The 18616-nt window shown below is 72.5% G+C and carries 11 protein-coding genes and 1 rRNA gene; 3 read left to right on the top strand and 9 right to left on the bottom strand.

The features are described 5' to 3' along the window. Positions 1 to 134 precede the first annotated feature (134 nt). The 7 genes from AC2TEW_RS26630 to AC2TEW_RS26600 form a co-directional block, all read right to left on the bottom strand. A complete protein-coding gene (locus tag AC2TEW_RS26630) occupies positions 135 to 620 on the bottom strand; it encodes a CinA family protein (RefSeq protein WP_484625897.1) in 486 nt (161 codons plus the stop codon). Next, a complete protein-coding gene (pgsA, locus tag AC2TEW_RS26625) occupies positions 617 to 1258 on the bottom strand; it encodes a CDP-diacylglycerol--glycerol-3-phosphate 3-phosphatidyltransferase (protein ID WP_484625896.1) in 642 nt (213 codons plus the stop codon). Before pgsA ends, AC2TEW_RS26630 begins: the two co-directional genes overlap by 4 nt. Continuing rightward, complete coding sequence (gene rimO / locus AC2TEW_RS26620; protein WP_484625895.1) at positions 1255 to 2757, bottom strand: 30S ribosomal protein S12 methylthiotransferase RimO; 1503 nt, start codon at positions 2755 to 2757, stop codon at positions 1255 to 1257. The genes pgsA and rimO overlap by 4 nt, the downstream gene beginning before the upstream one ends. A gap of 86 nt (positions 2758 to 2843) precedes the next feature. Further along, positions 2844 to 3734, bottom strand: coding sequence for a helix-turn-helix domain-containing protein (locus tag AC2TEW_RS26615; protein ID WP_484625894.1), 891 nt, complete (start codon positions 3732 to 3734; stop codon positions 2844 to 2846). Between the two features lie 253 nt (positions 3735 to 3987). Then, positions 3988 to 6666, bottom strand: coding sequence for a DNA translocase FtsK (locus AC2TEW_RS26610; protein WP_484625893.1), 2679 nt, complete (start codon positions 6664 to 6666; stop codon positions 3988 to 3990). Between the two features lie 160 nt (positions 6667 to 6826). Then, positions 6827 to 7462: a response regulator gene (locus tag AC2TEW_RS26605; RefSeq protein WP_484625979.1), complete on the bottom strand. Its 636-nt coding sequence runs from the start codon at positions 7460 to 7462 to the stop codon at positions 6827 to 6829. A 260-nt stretch (positions 7463 to 7722) separates the two neighbouring features. Beyond that, complete coding sequence (locus AC2TEW_RS26600) at positions 7723 to 12225, bottom strand: HAMP domain-containing protein (protein ID WP_484625978.1); 4503 nt, start codon at positions 12223 to 12225, stop codon at positions 7723 to 7725. A 612-nt stretch (positions 12226 to 12837) separates the two neighbouring features. Between AC2TEW_RS26600 and AC2TEW_RS26595 the strand changes: the two genes are divergently transcribed. From AC2TEW_RS26595 to AC2TEW_RS26585, 3 genes are all read left to right on the top strand, one after another. Then, positions 12838 to 15414 carry a SpoIIE family protein phosphatase gene (locus tag AC2TEW_RS26595; protein ID WP_484625892.1) on the top strand — a complete coding sequence of 859 codons (2577 nt, stop codon included), beginning with the start codon at positions 12838 to 12840 and terminating at the stop codon, positions 15412 to 15414. Between the two features lie 348 nt (positions 15415 to 15762). Beyond that, entirely contained in the window at positions 15763 to 16323 is a 561-nt protein-coding gene (locus AC2TEW_RS26590; protein WP_484625891.1) for an acetate uptake transporter, read from the top strand. A 175-nt stretch (positions 16324 to 16498) separates the two neighbouring features. Beyond that, positions 16499 to 17419, top strand: a complete 921-nt coding sequence (locus tag AC2TEW_RS26585) for a SecDF P1 head subdomain-containing protein (protein ID WP_484625890.1) — start codon at positions 16499 to 16501, stop codon at positions 17417 to 17419. Between the two features lie 67 nt (positions 17420 to 17486). Here the strand turns inward: AC2TEW_RS26585 and AC2TEW_RS26580 are convergent, their stop codons facing one another. Both AC2TEW_RS26580 and rrf read right to left on the bottom strand, forming a co-directional pair. Next, positions 17487 to 18341 (bottom strand): phosphatase PAP2 family protein, encoded by an 855-nt coding sequence (locus AC2TEW_RS26580; protein ID WP_484625889.1) that lies wholly within the window; start codon positions 18339 to 18341, stop codon positions 17487 to 17489. 62 nt (positions 18342 to 18403) lie between these two features. Next, a 5S ribosomal RNA gene (rrf, locus tag AC2TEW_RS26575) occupies positions 18404 to 18520 on the bottom strand. Positions 18521 to 18616: the final 96 nt, after the last annotated feature.

The raw sequence follows: 18616 nt of genomic DNA, 5'->3' as shown, positions 1-18616 counted from the left end.
CCCGCCGGTTCCCCTCCTGGGGGATCCGGCCGGGGCCGCGCAGCGCGTCCCCTGACTGGTATCTGCCCAGCCGGACCATCCGATCTAACACGATCCTCCCGGCGAGGCGGCCAGTTCAGCGATTTCAGCAAACCTCAGCGGGACGGCTCCGCGGACGCTAGGTGTTCCAGCAGCAGGTCCAGTGCCGCCGTCACCGCGGTCCGCCGGATGACCGTGCGGTCACCTGACAACCTCACAGCGGACGTCAATGTTCCCGAGGGTCCGGAGACGGCCAGGTGCACGGTGCCGACCGGCTGTCCGTCCTGCGGGTCGGGGCCCGCCACGCCGGTGGTGGCGAGGGCGTAGTCGGCCCGCAGGAGCCGGCGTACGCCGTCGGCCATCTGGCGGGCCACCACGGGGTGCACGGCGCCGTGGACGGCCAGCAGGCCCTCGTCCACGCCGAGCAGGGACGCCTTCAGGTCGGTGGCGTAGGCGGTGACGGAGCCGCGGAAGGTCTGCGAGGCGCCCGCCACCGCGACCAGCTCCGCGGCCAGCAGCCCGCCGGTGAGCGACTCGGCGACCGCCAGGGTCGCGCCGCGCTCCCGCAGCGCGGCGTGTGCCTCGGCCGCCCGCGCGTTCACCGGCCGGCCCGTTCGGCGGCCCGGCCCTCGCGGCGCAGCCGCAGCGCCTGCCCGACGTAGTCCAGGCCGGTGCCGACGGTCAGCAGCACCGCGACGGCCATCAGCAGGGCCCGTGCGGTGGCCAGCCAGCCGGTCAGCGGCAGCACGTACATGCCGACCGCGATGCCCTGGGTGAGGGTCTTCAGCTTGCCGCCCCGGCTGGCCGGGATGACGGCGTAGCGGATCACCCAGAAGCGCATCAGCGTGATGCCGAGCTCGCGGGCCAGGATCACGGCGGTGACCCACCAGGGCAGGTCGCCCAGGACAGACAGGCCGATCAGCGCCGCGCCCATGATCGCCTTGTCGGCGATCGGGTCGGCGATCTTGCCGAAGTCGGTGATCAGGCCCTTGCGCCGGGCCAGTTCGCCGTCGAACAGATCGGTGATCATCGCGATCGCGAAGGCGGCCCAGGCGACCGCGCGCCACTTCGGGTTGTGGCCGCCGTCGGCGAACAGCAGCGCGACGAAGACCGGCACCAGCAGCAGCCGGGCCATCGTCAGCACGTTGGCGATGTTCCAGATGCCCGGGGGCGGGGGCGGCGCGGCCGCCGACCGGTCGGGGCCGGTCGCGGTCGGGGCCCCGGGCCCGCTCCGTGTCATACCCCGGCCCCCAGGGACCCGGCCCCGTCGGCCGCCTGGGTCCGGCCGTCGCCGGCCTGCTCCGCGTCCAGCACCTCGGCGACCAGGTCGACGCCCTCGGTGCCGGTGACCCTGGCCCGGTAGAACCGGCCGACGACCGCGTCCTCGGCCCCGAGCAGGGTGGTCAGGCCGTCCGTCTCGGGGGCCTGGTGCGCGGCCCGGCCCTCGACCACGCCGTCCTCGACCGACTCGACCAGCACCTCGACCTCGTCGCCGATCCGCTGCTCGGCGCGCTGCGCGGTGAGCTCCTCGGCCAGCCGCGACAGCTTGGCGAGCCGGTCGGCGACCACGTCCTCGGGCAGCTTGCCGTCGAAGCCCGCCGCCTCGGTGCCGTCCTCGTCCGAGTAGCCGAAGACGCCGATCGCGTCGAGGCCGGCGTGGGTGATGAACCGTTCCAGCTCGGCGAAGTCCTCCTCGCTCTCGCCGGGGAAGCCCACGATGAAGTTGGATCGGACCCCGGCCTGCGGCGCCCGGTCGCGGATGGTCTTCAGCAGCCCGAGGAACTGGTCGGTGGAGCCGAAGCGGCGCATCCGGCGCAGCACCGCCGGGGCGGAGTGCTGGAAGGACAGGTCGAAGTAGGGCACCACGCCGGGCGTCCCGGTCATCACGTCGATCAGCCCGGGCCGCATCTCGGCCGGCTGCAGGTAGCTGACCCGGACCCGCTCGACGCCCTCGACCGCGGCGATCTCGCTGAGCAGCGTCTCCAGCAGCCGGATGTCGCCCAGGTCCTTGCCGTACGAGGTGTTGTTCTCGCTGACCAGGACGACCTCGCGGACGCCCTGTCCGGCCAGCCAGACGGCCTCGTTCAGCACGTCGGACGGGCGGCGCGAGATGAAGGAGCCGCGGAAGGCCGGGATGGCGCAGAACGAACAGCGCCGGTCGCAGCCGGAGGCCAGCTTGACCGAGGCGACCGGGTTGTCGTCCAGGCGCTTGCGCAGGGTGCGCGGGCCGGAGGCGGGGGCGACGCCCTCGGGGAGGTCCTCGGGGGCGCCGTGGCCGGGCAGCGCGACCTCGGCGGCGGCCTCCTGGCGCTTCACCGGGCTGAGCGGCAGCAGCTTGCGGCGGTCGCGCGGCAGGTGCGGGGCGTGGTGGCCGCCGGACAGGATGGTCTGCAGGCGGTCGGAGATGTCGGTGTAGTCGTCGAAGCCGAGGACGCCGTCGGCCTCCGGGAGGGCGTCGGCGAGCTCCTTGCCGTAGCGCTCGGCCATGCAGCCGACCGCGACCACGGCCTGGGTGCGGCCGTGGCCCTTGAGGTCGTTGGCCTCCAGCAGGGCGTCGACGGAGTCCTTCTTGGCGGCTTCGACGAACCCGCAGGTGTTGACCACGGCGACGTCGGCGTCGGCGGCGTCGTCGACCAGCCGCCACCCGTCGGCCTCCAGTCGCCCGGCGAGTTCCTCGGAGTCGACCTCGTTGCGGGCGCATCCGAGCGTGACCAGGGCGACAGTGCGGGGTTCAGGCATGACGCCAAGATTAACGCGCGGGCCCCGGTGCCGTTCGCCCCGGAGCCCGTATGCCTTGATCGTCCGGCCTGTCGGCCGGTTCCCGGTCAGCCCGCCTGCGGGTCACCGGGGGTGTAGGTGAGATGCACCACCTGCCCGTCCGTCCCGGCCGGACCGAGGTCCTTGCCGTTGACGTACACGTGGACGGCGCCCGCATTGCCGATCACCAGGGTGATCTTCGCGGGGTCGGTGAAGGTCTGGTCCTGGCCGGCGTCGAGGTTGTTGGAGAAGAGCGACTTGCCCTTGCCGTCCTTGGCGGTGACCCAGCTCTTGTCCTTCTCGGCGACCAGCTTCACGGTGACCTTGTCGACCGGGGCGGCGGCGATCGCGGCCGGCGCGCTGGTGGCCGGGGCGGGCGGCTGGGCGGGGGCGGTGACCGGGGCGGCGGCGCTGCTGGGCAGCGGCTCGCTGGCGGAGCCGGCGCCGGCCTCGGTGGAGCCGTCGCTGAACAGGTTGAAGCCGATCAGCGCGACCACGGCGGCGATGGCCAGCATCATGGCGGCGGTCCAGTTGGGCCGCCGGTGGTCGGTGACCTTGATCGGGCCGGTGTCCAGCAGCTGGGTGGCGCGTGCGGGGCCGGGTGCGCCGCCGTGGGCGGCGTCGTAGCGCAGCACGAGCGCGTCGCCGTCGACGCCGACGGCCCGGGCGATGGCGCGGATGTGGCCCCGGGCGTAGACGTCGCCGCCGCAGCGGCTGAAGTCTTCCTCCTCGATGCCGTGCACGATCGGGACCCGGACCCGGGTGGCGGCGCTGACCTGGTCGACCGTCAGGCCCGCGGCGAGCCGGGCCGAGGCCAGCAGCGCGCCGATGCCCGGCTGCCCGGAGGCTTCGCCCACGGACGGGTCCGCCGGGGACTCGCCGCTGCCGCTCTGGCCGGGCACGGCGCTGGGCGCGGAGGGTCCGCGGCTGTCGCGACGAGGGGACTTGCCGATGGTCACTGGGCGCGCCTTTCGAGCGTTGGCCACCTGCTGAGAAGACAGTCTAGGGGCGGGGGAGGAACGTTTCTCAAGCGGACGGGCCCGAACGGGCATCCGGGCCCTTCGGCCGCTGACATCCGGTCAGACGCCGCGGCGGCCCGGGCGTCCGTGCCTCGATGGACGCCCGGTCCCTGCGGCCGGTTCCCCGCCTCCCGGCCGGCGGCCGGGAGGTTCCTCCGAACGAGTGAGCCGGGTGCGTCGCCTACCCCGGAAGTCACCCCCGAAGCGTGATCAGCACCCCGTCCAGCTCGTCCGGTTTGACCAGGACGTCGCGGGCCTTGGAGCCCTCGCTCGGGCCCACGATCCCACGCGACTCCATCAGGTCCATCAGCCGCCCCGCCTTGGCGAAGCCGACCCGGAGTTTGCGCTGGAGCATCGAGGTCGAACCGAACTGGGTGGAGACCACCAGTTCGGCGGCCTGGATCAGCAGGTCCAGGTCGTCGCCGATCTCCTCGTCGATCTCCTTCTTCGGGCCGCCGCCGACCGTGACGTCGTCCCGGTAGACCGCCGTCATCTGGTCCTTGCAGTGCTGGACGATCTTGGCGATCTCGGCCTCGGTGACGAACGCCCCCTGCATCCGGACCGGCTTGCTGGCCCCCATCGGCAGGAACAGCGCGTCGCCCTTGCCGATCAGCTTCTCGGCGCCGGGCTGGTCCAGGATGACCCGGGAGTCGGCCATCGCCGAGGTGGCGAAGGCCAGCCGGGACGGCACGTTGGCCTTGATCAGGCCGGTCACCACGTCCACCGAGGGCCGCTGGGTGGCCAGCACCAGGTGGATGCCGGCCGCGCGGGCCAGCTGGGTGATCCGCACCACCGAGTCCTCGACGTCCCGCGGCGCGACCATCATCAGGTCGGCCAGCTCGTCGACGATCACCAGCAGGTACGGGTACGGCGTCAGCTCGCGCTCGCTGCCGAGCGGCGGCTTGACGGTGCCGGCCTTCACCGCCGCGTTGAAGTCGTCCACGTGCCGGAAGCCGAACGCCGCCAGGTCGTCGTAGCGCAGGTCCATCTCGCGCACCACCCACTGCAGGGCCTCGGCGGCCTTCTTGGGGTTGGTGATGATCGGCGTGATCAGGTGCGGGATGCCCTCGTACGCGGTCAGCTCGACCCGCTTGGGGTCGACCAGCACCATCCGGACCTCGTCCGGGGTGGCCCGGGCCAGCACCGAGGTGATCAGGCAGTTGATGCAGGAGGACTTGCCCGCGCCGGTCGCGCCGGCCACCAGGATGTGCGGCATCTTGGCGAGGTTGGCCATCACGGTGTGGCCCTCGACGTCCTTGCCCATGCCGACCACCATCGGGTGGTCGTCGTCGGCGGCCGCCCGCGAGCGCAGCAGGTCGCCGAGGTTGACCATCTCCCGGTCGCGGTTGGGGATCTCCACGCCGACCGCGGACTTGCCGGGGATCGGGCTGATGATCCGCACGTCCGGGCTGGCCACCGCGTAGGCGATGTTCTTGGCCAGCGCGGTGATCCGCTCGACCTTGACGGCGGGGCCGAGCTCGACCTCGTAGCGGGTCACCGTCGGGCCGCGGGTGAAGCCGGTGACCCTGGCGTCCACCTTGAACTCGGCGAAGACGCCGGTGAGCTGGGCGACCACCTCGTCGTTGAGCTTGGAGCGGGACTTGGCGGGGGCGCCGAAGTCCAGCAGGTCCAGCGGCGGGAGCGCGTAGGTGATGTCGCCGGCCAGCCGGAGCTGTTCCATCCGGGCCGGCGCCGGGCCGTGCTCCTCGGGTGCGCCGGCGGCGCTGCGGGCCGGCGGGACGGCCGGCTCCTCGGGCGGCGCGGTGTTGTCCCGGACCTGGTGGATCATGCTCGCCACCGCCGGGCTGCCGGGCACGCCCCAGGTGAGCGCGCCGTCCAGGTCGGCCGCGACGCCCGCGGCCAGGTCCCTGGTCCGGTACGGGTCCTTCTCGAACGAGACCGGCTCCTCGGCCGGTTCGTCCTTGCGGCGCCGGCGGGTCCGGCGGCGGGAGAGCTCGTCGCCGTCGGCGTCCTCGATGGTGAAGGGCAGGGCGTCGGGGTCGGCGTCCTCGGGCGGTTCGGTGGACAGCTCCCGGGCGCCGGACAGCGCCTCGTCCTCCGGGCCGTCGGCGAGGGCGGGTTCGACCACGCCGAGCCGCACCCCGGCCTGCCGGATCCGCTCGGGGATCCGGTTGACCGGGGTGGCGGTGAGCACCAGCAGCCCGAAGAAGGCGAGCAGCAGCAGCAGCGGCACCGCGAGCGGCGGCCCGGCCGCCGCCATCATCGGGGTGGACGCGGCCCAGCCGAGGATGCCGCCGGCCAGCCGTATCCGGGTCGCACCGCTGCCCATGCCGGGGGCGCCGCACCCGATGTGGACCAGGCCCAGCACGCCGACCACCAGGGTGGACAGGCCGATCAGGATCCGCCCGTTGGCCTCGGGGAGTTCGGGGTGGCGCATCAGCCGTACCGCGGCCGCGCCGAGCAGGAACGGGACCAGCACGTCGAGCCGCCCGAACAGGCCGGAGACCACGTTGGTGGCGACCTCGCCGAGCCAGCCCTGCGGGCTGAACCACGTCCCGGCGGCGGTCACCAGCGAGAGCGCCAGCAGCAGCAGCGCCAGGCCGTCCTTGCGGTGCGCCGGGTGCAGGTTCTTGGCGCCGTCGCCGAAGCCGCGGAAGACCGCGCCGACGGCGTGCGCGAGGCCGAGCCAGACGGCCCGGACGGCCCGGAAGAGTATCGGGCGCGGCGGGGGCGGCGGCGGGGCCGCGGGGGGCTTGGCGGCGCTCTTGCGCGCCGCGGCCTTCTTCGCCGCCGGGGCCGCCTTCTTGGCGGCGGGAGCGGCCTTCTTGGCGGGTGTCCGGCCGGCCGGTGCCTTCTTGGCCGGCCCGGGCTTCGGGTTGCGTGCCGCGCTGCCGGGCGTACGTGTGGCCATGGGTCAGCAGCCTACCGGCGGCCGGGACGGCTGGACACGCCCGACCGCCTCGGCCCGGGGCGTGTCGCCGAACACCTGAACGCCTGACGGGCGGTCACCGGACCGGCCGTCATCGCACCGCCCGGCCGGCGCACCGGGGCGCAGAGGGGTGGTGCGCCGTTCAGTTCGCGCCGGGGCGCAGGGCGTCGAGCGCCGCCCGCAGGCCGGCCAGTTTGCGCTCCAGGTGCGCCGAGGTCGCGGCGGCCCCCGGGTCCGCGGCGTCGTCGAGCTGCTTGGTCAGCGCCTCGGCCTGCTCCTCGACCGCGGCCAGCCGGGCCGACAGCTCACCCAGCAGCCCGCCGCCGAGACTGGCCGCCTCGCCCGCCTCCAACTGCAGCCGCAGCAGCGCGGCCTGCTCCTTGAGCTGGCAGTTCTTCATGTAGAGGTCGACGAAGACCGACACCTTGGCGCGCAGCACCCACGGGTCGAACGGCTTGGAGATGTAGTCCACCGCACCGGCCGCGTACCCCCGGAAGGTGTGGTGCGGGCCGTGGTTGATCGCCGTCAGGAAGATGATCGGGATGTCCCGGGTGCGTTCGCGGCGCTTGATGTGGGCGGCGGTCTCGAAACCGTCCATGCCCGGCATCTGGACGTCCAGCAGGATGACCGCGAAGTCGTCCGTGAGCAGCGCCTTCAGCGCCTCCTCGCCGGAGGACGCGCGCACCAGCGTCTGGTCCAGCGCCGAGAGGATCGCCTCCAGCGCCAGCAGGTTCTCCGGCCGGTCGTCGACCAGGAGGATCTTCGCCTTCTGCACCAGGACCCGCCCTCCTGCCTGTTGTCTTCCCACGGACGGCACCCGCGTGCCGCTCACCACTGCCCCGGTCATGCTAGCCGTACCCCCTCGCCCGCCACATCGCTTGGCACGATCCGGCCGGTGGCCGCCCCGGGGAAGCGCCGTGCCGCAGGCAGGCCGCTCTGAGCGCCGTGTCACCATCCGGTCACCGTTCGCAACGATGGGTGACCCTACAGCGTTCCCGGCCGGGCCCGCCAGTGCCGGCCGGCCGGGACGCCCGGCGGTCAGCCGACCGCCAGGAACTGGCGCATCACCGCCAGCAGCGTGTCGGCCTCCACCGGCTTGGTCACATGGGCGTTCGCCCCCGCGGCCAGGCTCTTCTCCTTGTCGCCCTTCATCGCCTTGGCGGTCAGCGCGATGATCGGCAGACCGGCGAACTGCGGCATCCGCCGGATCGCCTCGGTGGTCGCGTAGCCGTCCATCTCCGGCATCATGATGTCCATCAGCACCAGCGCGACGTCCTCGTGCTGCTCCAGCACCTCGATGCCCTCGCGGCCGTTCTCCGCGTACAGCACGGTCAGCCCGTACTGCTCCAGCACGCTGGTGAGCGCGAACACGTTGCGGATGTCGTCGTCCACGATCAGCACCCGCTCGCCGTCGAAGCGGCCGTGGAACTGCGCCTGGCCGCCGCTGCGGGACGCGGCCTCGGGCTGCTGCTGCGGGGCCGGCAGCTCCGCCGCCGCCGTACGGCGGCGCTCGGCGGCCGCGCCGCGCAGGCGCTCCTCGGCCAGCTCGCGGACCTCGTGCGCCCAGTGGTCGGCCAGGTTCTCGCCGACCGGCACCGGCGTGCCCGCCGGGGTCACCCCGACCGAGGCGCGCACCGGCAGCGCGGCCGGGCGGTCCGGCGCGGGCAGGCCGGGGGCCTCGCTGCGCAGCGGCAGGTACAGCGTGAAGGTGGAGCCGGTGCGCAGTTCGCTCTCCACGTGGATCTCGCCGCCGAGCAGCCGGGCGATCTCGCGGCTGATCGACAGGCCGAGGCCGGTGCCGGCGTACTTGCGGCTGGTGCCGCCGTCGGCCTGCTTGAACGCCTCGAAGATCTCCCGCAGCTTGTTGCCGGGGATGCCGATGCCGGTGTCGGAGACCGAGAAGGCGATCAGCGGCTCGTCCGGGTCGTCGATCGCCTCGGCCTCCAGCAGCAGCTCCCGCACGTGCTGCGGGACCTCCGCGCCGACCGGGCGGATCAGCAGCTCGACGGCGCCGGCGTCGGTGAACTTGACCGCGTTCGAGAGCAGGTTGCGCAGCACCTGCTGGAGCCGCTGCTCGTCGGTGTGCAGGGTGGCCGGCAGCTCCGGGGAGACCCGGACCGCGAAGTCCAGGTTCTTGTCGGCGGCCAGCGGCCGGAACGCCGCCTCGACGTAGTCGACCAGCTGGACCAGCGCGATCTTGGCCGGGCGGACGTCCATCTTGCCCGCCTCGACCTTGGACAGGTCGAGGATGTCGTTGATCAGCTGGAGCAGGTCGGACCCGGCGCCGTGGATGGTCTCGGCGAACTCGACCTGCTTGGCGGAGAGGTTGCCCTCGTTGTTGTCGGAGAGCAGCTTGGCCAGGATCAGCAGCGAGTTGAGCGGGGTGCGCAGCTCGTGCGACATGTTGGCGAGGAACTCGCTCTTGTAGCGGGACGCGAGGGCCAGCTGCTCGGCGCGCTCCTCCAGGATCTGCCGGGCCTCCTCGATCTCGCTGTTCTTGATCTCGATGTCGCGGTTCTGCTGGGCGAGCTGCTCGGCCTTCTCCTGCAGCTCCTCGTTGGTGCGCTCCAGCTCCTCCTGCCGGGCTTCCAACTCGGCGGACCGCATGGAGAGTTCGGCGGTGAGCCGCTGGGACTCCAGGAGCAGCCCCTCGGTCTTGGTGTTGACCGAGATGGTGTTGACGGTGACGCCGATCAGGTCCGCGATCTGGTTCAGGAAGTCCAGCGCGACGGCGGTGAACGAGCTGAAGGTGGCCAGCTCGATCACCCCGAGCAGCCGGTCCTCGAACAGCACCGGCAGCACCACCAGGTGCGAGGGCGAGGCCTCGCCGAGCCCCGAGGCGATCTTCAGGTACCCCGGCGGGGTCTCCTTGACGATGATCGAGCGCTTCTCCACCGCGGCCTGACCGATCAGCCCCTCACCGGGCCGGAAGGTGGTCGGCATCGAGCGCCGGTTGTAGCCGTAGCTGCCCAGCAGCCGCAGCACGGTGTCGTTCTCGTCGTCGTCCTCGGTGATCAGCTCCGCGGTGCGGCCGGCCGGCTGGGAGAGGAAGAACGCGCCGTGCTGGGCCGACACCACCGGCGTCAGCTCGTTCATGATCAGCGAGGCGACGGCCTCCAGGTCCCGGCGGCCCTGCAGCAGACCGGACATCCGGGCCAGGTTGGTCTTCAGCCAGTCCTGTTCCTTGTTGGTCCTGGTCGTCTCGCGCAGGTTGGCGATCATCTGGTTCAGGTTGTCCTTGAGCTCGTCGAGCTCGCCGGACGCGTCCACGTCGATCCGCAGACTGAGATCGCCCCTGGTCACGGCGGTCGCCGCCTGCGCGATCGCGCGCACCTGCCGGGTCAGGTTGTTGGCCAGCTCGTTCACCGACTCGGTGAGGTCCTGCCAGGTGCCGGCCACCCCGGGCACCCGGGCCTGGCCGCCGAGGCGCCCGTCGGTGCCCACCTCGCGGGCCACCCGGGTGACCTCGTCCGCGAACGCGCCCAGCTGGTCCACCATCGTGTTGATGCTGGTCTTCAGCTCCAGGATCTCGCCCCGGGCGTCCACGTCGATCTTCTGCGAGAGGTCGCCGCGGGCCACCGCGGTGATCACCAGGGCGATGTTGCGGACCTGCCCGGTGAGGTTGTTGGCCATCAGGTTGACGTTGTCGGTCAGGTCCTTCCAGATCCCCGCCACGCCCGGCACGTTGGCCTGGCCGCCCAGGATGCCGTCGGTACCGACCTCGCGGGCCACCCGGGTCACCTCGACGGCGAACGCCGACAGCTGGTCGACCATCGTGTTCAGGGTGCCCGCCAGCGCGGCCACCTCGCCCTGCGCCTCGATGGTGATCTTCTTGGACAGGTCGCCGTTGGCCACCGCCGAGGCGACCTCCGCGATGTTGCGCACCTGGCTGGTCAGGTTGGACGCCATGAAGTTGACGTTGTCGGTCAGATCCCGCCAGATGCCCGACACCCCGCGCACCCGCGCCTGACCGCCCAGGATCCCCTCGGTGCCCACCTCACGGGCCACCCGGGTCACCTCGTCCGCGAACGCCGACAGCTGGTCCACCATCGTGTTGACGGTCGTCACCAGCTCCCGGATCTCACCCTTGGCGTCGACGGTGATCTTCTTGGAGACGTCACCGCGCGCCACCGCGGTCGTCACCTCGGCGATGTTGCGGACCTGACTGGTCAGGTTGTTCGCCATCAGGTTGACGCTGTTGGTCAGGTCCTTCCAGGTCCCCGACACCCCCGGCACACTCGCCTGACCGCCCAGGATCCCCTCGGTACCGACGTCCCGCGCCACCCGGGTCACCTCGTCGGCGAACGCCCCGAGCTGGTCCACCATCGTGTTGATGGTGTTCTTCAACTCCAGGATCTCGCCCTGCGCGTCCACCTGGATCTTCTGCGACAGATCGCCCTTGGCCACCGCCGTCGTCACCTGCGCGATGTTGCGCACCTGGTTGGTCAGGTTGTTGGCCATCGAGTTGACGTTCTCGGTCAGGTCCTTCCAGACCCCCGCCACCCCGGGCACCTGCGCCTGACCGCCCAGAATGCCCTCCGTCCCCACCGCACGGGCCATTCTGGTCACCTGCTCGGCGAAACCGGACAGCTGGTCCACCATCGTGTTGATGGTGTTCTTCAACTCCAGGATCTCGCCCCGGGCATCGACCTCGATCTTGCGCGACAGATCGCCCTTGGCCACCGCCGTCGTCACCTCGGCGATGTTGCGCACCTGCGCCGTCAGGTTGTTGGCCATGAAGTTCACCGAATCGGTGAGATCACGCCACACCCCGGCGACCCCCGGCACCTGCGCCTGACCGCCCAGCCGCCCCTCGGTACCCACGTCCCGCGCCACCCGGGTCACCTGCGCGGCGAACGAGTTGAGCTGGTCCACCATGGTGTTCACGGTGTTCTTCAGCTCCAGCATCTCGCCGGCCACGTCCACCGTGACCTTGCGCGACAGGTCGCCCTTGGCCACCGCCGTGGTCACCTCGGCGATGTTGCGCACCTGCGCCGTCAGCCGGCCGGCCATCGTGTTGACCGAGTCGGCCAGGTCCTTCCAGCTGCCCGAGACGCTGCGCACCCGCGCCTGACCGCCCAGCTTGCCCTCGGTACCCACCTCGATGGCGACCCGGGTCACCTCGTCGGTGAACTCCGACAACTGGTCCACCAGACCGTTCACCGTCCGGCCGACCTTCAGGAACTCCCCGCGCAGCGGATAGCTCGCCCCGGTGGTGTGGACCGACCGCAGCTCCATCCGCTGGTCCAGGTCGCCCTCCGCGATCGAGGTGAGCACCCGGCCCACCTCCGCCATCGGCCGGGCCAGATCGTCGATCAGTGCGTTGCAGTTGTCGACCGCCGCCATCCAGGCGCCCTCGCCGACCCCCATCTCCAGCCGCTCCGACAGCCGCCCCTCCCGGCCCACCGCCCGCCGCACCCGCGCCAGCTCACCGGTGAGGTGCTGGTTGCGCTCGGCGACCTCGTTGAACACCGCCGCGATCTCCGCCAGCACACCGTCACCGGGGAAGGTCAGCCGCCGCCGGAAGTTGCCGTCCCGCATCGCGGTCAGCGCCGCCAGCACCCGCCGCAGCTCCGCCGGCTCGGCCCCCCGGTTCGGATTGGCCCGGCGCCCGGCGACGCCGCGCGCCGCCGTGGCGGCACGGCCACCGCGCTCGGCAGCCGAAGTCGTACCGGTAACGTCCTTGGTCGCCGAACTCAACGGGGCCCTCCCACATCGTGACTGCTCAGTACCGCACTCGCGGGCACCGGGCCCGCCTCTCGGACACCGCAGCGGGGCTGCGCACCGCCACCGGCACCGCCTCGACCGTACTCCGCCGAACCGACGCCGCGGACTCCCCAGTCTGTCAGCCCCGGAGGCAGGTGTCCGGCCGGTTGCACAGGGTCGTTGCCGTCCTTGCGCAAATGTGGTGGGCAGAATCACCCTCCGGTGCCTGATTCGGCTCCCCGCCCCCACGGGGTACCGAGCGGAAAGTAGGCTGGACCGCTGCACCGCACCTCGGAGCGCGCACCGACCACCCGCCGGCCACCGCCACCACCGAGGCCACGACAGCGCACGCACCGGCGCCGCACGGCCGGACGGCACGACGACGAACCGAACGGCCCGACACCGACACCGGGCCGACGGCCGGACCAGAGCAGAGGAGACGTGGCAGTGGTCACCGCACGCGCAGCCGCCACCTTCGAACCGGTCGGCCGGTCGGCCGCCGCCGCCCGCGGCTTCGTCCGTGAGGCCCTGCTCGGCTGGGGCCTGCCGGAGGTCGTCGACGACGCCGTCGTCCTGGTCAGCGAACTGGTCACCAACGCCGTCGTGCACGCCGGCACCGCCGCCGAGGTCTGCTGCCTGCGCGAGGAGGACACCCTGCGGATCGAGGTGACCGACCGTCACCCCGAACGCGGCCTGCCCGCCTTCGCCAACGTCCCCGTCTCCGCCGCCGTCCCCGCCTCCGACCACTACGCCGACCCCGACGGCGAAGGCGGCCGCGGACTGCTGATGTGCTCCGCCCTCTCCGAGACCTGGGGCGTCGAGTACGCCGCCGGCCGCAAGACCGTCTGGTTCCGCCTCGCCCTGCCCGAACACTTCCGCGGCACCCGCTACGCCCTCCCGAGCATCCCCGGCGGCGAACTGCCCGACAGCGACGGCCCGGTCCGCGTCGCCGTGGTCCGGATCGACGACGACGCTGTGGTCCGCGCCTGGAACGCCGACGCCGAAGCCCTCTTCCTGCACACCGCCGACCAGGTCATCGGCCGGCCCTGGTCCGACTACGCCTGCTGGCCGCCCTCCGGCGGCACCGGCCTGCGCCTGGCCGACACCCTGCGGATGGCCCGCTGGGAGGGCGGCTTCGACATCCGCCGCCCCGACGGCACCCTGCTCGACGTGTACGCCCTCCAGGTCCGGCTGCGCGACTCCCACGGCACCCCGTCCGCCCTGTGCCTGCTGGTCCGCGAGGAGGACCGCGCCGTCCTGCGCTCCCCCGGCGGCGGCGCCGACACCCCGCCCGCCGTCGAACCGCTCGACCTGCTCGTCGGCGCCGTCGCCCCCGACGACCTCGGCGGACTCCTCCAGCGCATCGTCGACCGCGCCCGCGACCTGCTCGACGCCGACGCCGCCTACCTGCTGCTCACCACCGAGGACGAGACCGAGTTCGAGGTCCGCGCCGCCACCGGACTCGCCGCCGCCGCCCGCCGGTTCGTCCGGATGCCGATCGAGTCCGGCACCACCCGCTTCGACTCCGACCGGCTGCCCGCCGTCCACGAGGACCTCTCGGTCCGGCCCGGCGCCGCCCCGCTGCTCACCGGCACCGGCATGCGCTCACTGATCACCGTGCCGCTCAAGGTCGAAGGCCGGCTCACCGGCTCGCTCGGCGTCGCCGCCACCACCCCCGGCCGCTACGACAACGAGGACGCGCTGCGCCTGCAGTTCGCCGCCGACCGGATCGCGCTGGCCCTGGAGAGCGCCCGGCTCGGCGAACTCGAACGCCGCCGCCGCGGCTCGCTGTCCTTCCTGGTCGAGGCCTCCGAACTGCTGGCCGGCACCCTGGAGCACGAGCAGACCCTCGCGCTGATGGCCCAGATGGCCGTCCCCACCCTCGCCACCTGGTGCGCCGTCTACACCGCCGGCGAGCAGAACGGCGCCGCCGACCTCGCCTACGTCCTGCACGAGAACGAGGACCGGATCGACCCGCTGCGCGCCCTGCTCGACAAGACCCCCGCACCGGCCGCCGAATCCTCCCCCGGCAGCACCCGCTACTGGACCGCGCCCACCGAGACCGCCCGCACCCTCGGCGCGACGGCCGACCCCGAGCTGCACGGCATGATCGGCGAGACCGTGGTGCTGCCGCTGGCCGCCCGCAACCGGGTGATCGGCCTGCTGGTCCTCGGCGTCCCCGCGGGCACCCGGTTCCGCCAGGAGATCCTGGAACTCGGCGAGGACCTCTCCCGCCGGGCCGCCCTCGCGATGGACAACGCCCGGCTCTACTCCGAGCGCACCGCCACCAGCCAGGCCTTCCAACGCGCCCTGCTGCCGCCGGAGTTGCCCAAGATCCCGGGCGTCGAGGTGGAGGTCTTCTACCAGGCGGCCGGCGAGGGCAACGAGGTCGGCGGCGACTTCTACGACATCTTCCCGATCCGCGAGGGCACCTACGGCTTCGCCATCGGCGACGTCTGCGGCACCGGCCCCGAGGCCGCCTCGGTCACCGGCCTCGCCCGCAACTCGCTGCGGCTGCTGGCCCGCGAGGGCCTCAGCGCACCCCAGGTGCTCGACCGGCTGAACGCGGCCATCCTCGACGAGGGCCCGCGCTCCCGCTTCCTGACCCTGCTCTACGGCGAGCTCACCCCGCGCCCCGACGGCAGCACCCTGCTCTCCCTGGTCTGCGCCGGACACCCGCTCCCGCTGCGGCTGCGCACCGACGGCCAGGTGGACGCCGCCGCCACCCCGCAGCCGCTGCTCGGTGTGATGGACGAACTCGACCTGACGGCCGAGGAGTTGGTCCTGGAGCCGGGCGAGGTCCTGCTCTGTGTGACGGACGGCGTGACCGAGCGCCGGGAGGGCAGCCGGATGCTCGGCGACGACGGCCTGGCGGAGGTGCTGACCGGCTGCACCGGGCTGACGGCGGGCGCGGTGGCGGCCCGCGTGCAGCGCGCGGTCGAGCGCTTCGCGCCGGAGCCACCCTCCGACGACATGGCCATCCTGACCCTGCGGGTGCCGGTGCCGGCCCAGCGCCAAGCCTGACGGGACGTCCACCGCCGAGCCTGACGGGACGTCCACCGCCGGGCCGATCGATCGAACTCGATCAGCAACCGTCCAACCGTCGCCGCCCTACAGCTGACGACTGCACAAATTGTGAGATTCACAAGGGTACAAGCCGCGTCGGCCGGGTACACCGCAAGCACCGGGGGATTCCCCCCGGAGGGGCCCTCGACCAGCACCTGACCTGCTGGTTCATCACTCGGCCGCGGCCGCCCGCACGCCACTTCCGTGCGGCTTCCGGCGCGGTCTCGCGCACCCACCTCCAGCACCACCCCCACCTTCACCGGACATCTGCCGATCATCGGCGCCCAGAAGTGAAAGGAGCCTCCGGTGAGCAATGAAGCCTCCGGGGCGAACGCCCGATCCGCAGGAGACGACGCGGGTCCTCTCGGTTACCTGGCCCTCGGTCTGACCCTGCTCGCAACCGGCCTGCTGTCCACCGGCATCTTCAGTGGCGCCGGCCTCAAGGACGCAGCCTCCGTCGCCCACCTGGTGGGCGGGCTGACTCTGTTCATCGCCGGCCTCTGGCAGTTCCGCGGCGGCGACCGGTTCACCGGCACCGCGTTCACCGGCCTCGGCGCCTTCTGGGCGGCCTGGTCGGAGGGCGCCGGAGCGAGCAAGGACGGCGCGGGGCTGTTCCTGCTGCTCTGGGCCGCGCTGGCGCTCACGCTGACCCTGGCCGCCTGGCAGGGCGGACTGTTCGGCCGGGTCGTCTACGGCCTGCTGACCGTCTCGCTGGTCCTCAACGCCATCGCGACGTTCGGCTCCAGCGACGGTCTCGGCAAGGCGGCCGGCTGGGTCGCCGCCGTGTCGGGCCTCGGCGCCTGGTACTGGGCCACCGCCACGCTCGCCAACAGCGGGTGGGGCAGGGCCCTGCTGCCCCTCAAGTAGCCCTCCGGGGCACGGCGGGCCGGGTGAACCCCTCGGGGAGCGCCCGGCCCGCCGGCGTACGCCCCGGGGTCGCCGGCCGCCGGCGGCCGGTAGGCAGAGATGACGCGGCGTCACAGTTGCATCACACCGGAGCACGGCCCGTACCGGCGCGCCGACCTGCTGCGAGACTCGGCCCATGACGGCTCTCCCGACATCGGTCCGGGTCCGGCGGTACGGCATCCGCCGCGCGACCACCGCGCTCACACTGACCGCGCTGCTGACCGGGCCGGCCCTCACCGCCTGCACCGGGACCGGCTCGCAGGCCGCTCCCGCCGGGCACACCACCGTGGTCCTCACCCCCGCCCGCCCACTCGACGACGACCAGTTGCGGCAGGCCGCCGACCTGCTCACCGCCCGGGCCGGAAAGGCCGGGCTGCGGGACGTCCGGGCCGAGGTCACCGCTGGCGCGGTCACCCTCTCCGCCGCGGGTCATGTCGGGGACCGGCTCGCCCCGCTCGGCCGGCGGGCCGCCGTGGAGCTCCGCCAGGTGCTGGCCGTCGCCCCGGTCGGTACCTCGGGCACCGACGGCAGCCCGGGCGCCCTGCTGCTGGGCACCGTCCCCGTCGACCTGCTGCAGCAGTTCGACGCGCTCTCCTGCCCGGGAACCGCCTCCGCCGACGACCCCCGCCCGCTGGCCTCCGCCTCCACCCCGACCGTGGCCTGCGGGCACGAGGCGGAACAGGGCACCCGCTACCGGTTCGCGCTGGCACCGGTCGCGGTGCCGGGAACCGACATCGCCGACGCCCGCAGCTCCTTCGACAAGCAGTCCGGGTCCGGCTGGCAGGTCCAGCTGACCTTCAACGCCTCGGGAACGGACGCGTTCGCCCGCAGCACCGAACAGCTCGCCGCCGAACAGGACCCGGCCAACCAGTTCGCCATCGTGCTCGACGGCGAGGTGCTCTCCCACCCGTACGTCGCGGCCACCATCACCGGCGGCCAAGCCGTCATCTCCGGCACCTTCACCCAGGAGCAGGCCGAGACGCTCGCGGCGTCGCTGGCCACCGGGATGCTGCCGGTGGCGTTCAGCCCGTCCACGCCGCAGGAGACCGACCGCTGAGCCAGGCTGCTGGTTGGTCACTACTGGTTGTTGCCGGCGGCTCTGCCGACCGTTCCGAACGGGTCGGTCAGCGGCCCGAACGCGTCCACTCCGGGACCTTGCCGTCCACCCCGGCGGAGACCCGACCGGCCGGCCCGTTCGGGCCCTGCCGCCAGCCGGAGCACGCGTGCTGGACCAGGTACACCACCAGCAGCAGGGCAACGGCGACCAGGCCGTCCGCCCAGAAGTGGTTGGCGGTCACCACCACGACGGCGACCGTCAGCACCGGGTGCAGCACCGCCAGCCACCGCCACGGCCCGCGGCCCACCACCACGACGGCCACCGCCACGATCACGCACCAGGCCACATGGACCGACGGCATCGCCGACAGCTGGGCCGGCACCACCCCCGCGACCGCGCCCCCGTACACCGACTGCCCGTACTGGGCCGCGACGTCGACGAACCCGCGGTCCGGCAGCATCCGGGGCGGGGCGACCGGGATGAACTGGCCCAGCAGACACGCGGCCGTCGTCAGCACCACGGTCGTCCGCACCCACGCGTACCTGTCCCGGTGCCGTAGGAAGAGCCACAGCAGCAGCACCAGCATGACGCCGAAGTGCATGGTGGCGTAGTAGTAGTTGGCGGCCTGCATCAGCCAGGGATGCGGCTCCACGGCCCGTTGCCACGCCACCTCGTCCGGTAGACCGAAGGCCAGCTCGGTCCGGTGGATCCACTCCGCCCGGGCCAGGGCATGGTCGGTGCTCATCAGCGAGAGGTGCCCCACCAGCTGCCACAGCGTGAAGAGCGCCAGCAGCGTACCCGCCTCCCGGAACACCGCCGTCACCGTCGGCCCACGGCCGGCCCGCCGGACGGCGTAGGCCGCGCCGAACAGCACCCCGGACACGGCGGCCGAGGTCTGCCAGGTGAGGGTCAGGTTCTGCATTGGCGAAGATTAACGCAGATAGCCCCCCTCCCGGAGGGAGGGGGGCTATCTTTTTAAAATTTGTTCGGCGGCGTCCTACTCTCCCACAGGGTCCCCCCTGCAGTACCATCGGCGCTATGAGGCTTAGCTTCCGGGTTCGGAATGTAACCGGGCGTTTCCCTCACGCTATGACCACCGAAACACTATGAAACTGTCAACCGCACCACACCACGTGACCTGCGGTGTGGGGTCGTTGTTTCAGAACAACACAGTGGACGCGAGCAACTGAGGACAAG

The organism is Kitasatospora sp. NEAU-CNBT7, assembly GCF_057220535.1.
Note: the sequence above shows the minus strand (reverse complement) of the source record. Positions and strands in the feature narration are given on the sequence as shown.

What these genes read in the sequence shown, in the direction of transcription:
- pgsA (WP_484625896.1), bottom strand. Translation starts at nt 1,258, where the DNA reads ATGACACGGAGCGGGCCCGGGGCCCCGACCGCGACCGGCCCCGACCGG.
- rimO (WP_484625895.1), bottom strand. Translation starts at nt 2,757, where the DNA reads ATGCCTGAACCCCGCACTGTCGCCCTGGTCACGCTCGGATGCGCCCGC.
- AC2TEW_RS26610 (WP_484625893.1), bottom strand. Translation starts at nt 6,666, where the DNA reads ATGGCCACACGTACGCCCGGCAGCGCGGCACGCAACCCGAAGCCCGGG.
- AC2TEW_RS26600 (WP_484625978.1), bottom strand. Translation starts at nt 12,225, where the DNA reads ATGCGGGACGGCAACTTCCGGCGGCGGCTGACCTTCCCCGGTGACGGT.
- AC2TEW_RS26585 (WP_484625890.1), top strand. Translation starts at nt 16,499, where the DNA reads ATGACGGCTCTCCCGACATCGGTCCGGGTCCGGCGGTACGGCATCCGC.
- AC2TEW_RS26580 (WP_484625889.1), bottom strand. Translation starts at nt 18,341, where the DNA reads ATGCAGAACCTGACCCTCACCTGGCAGACCTCGGCCGCCGTGTCCGGG.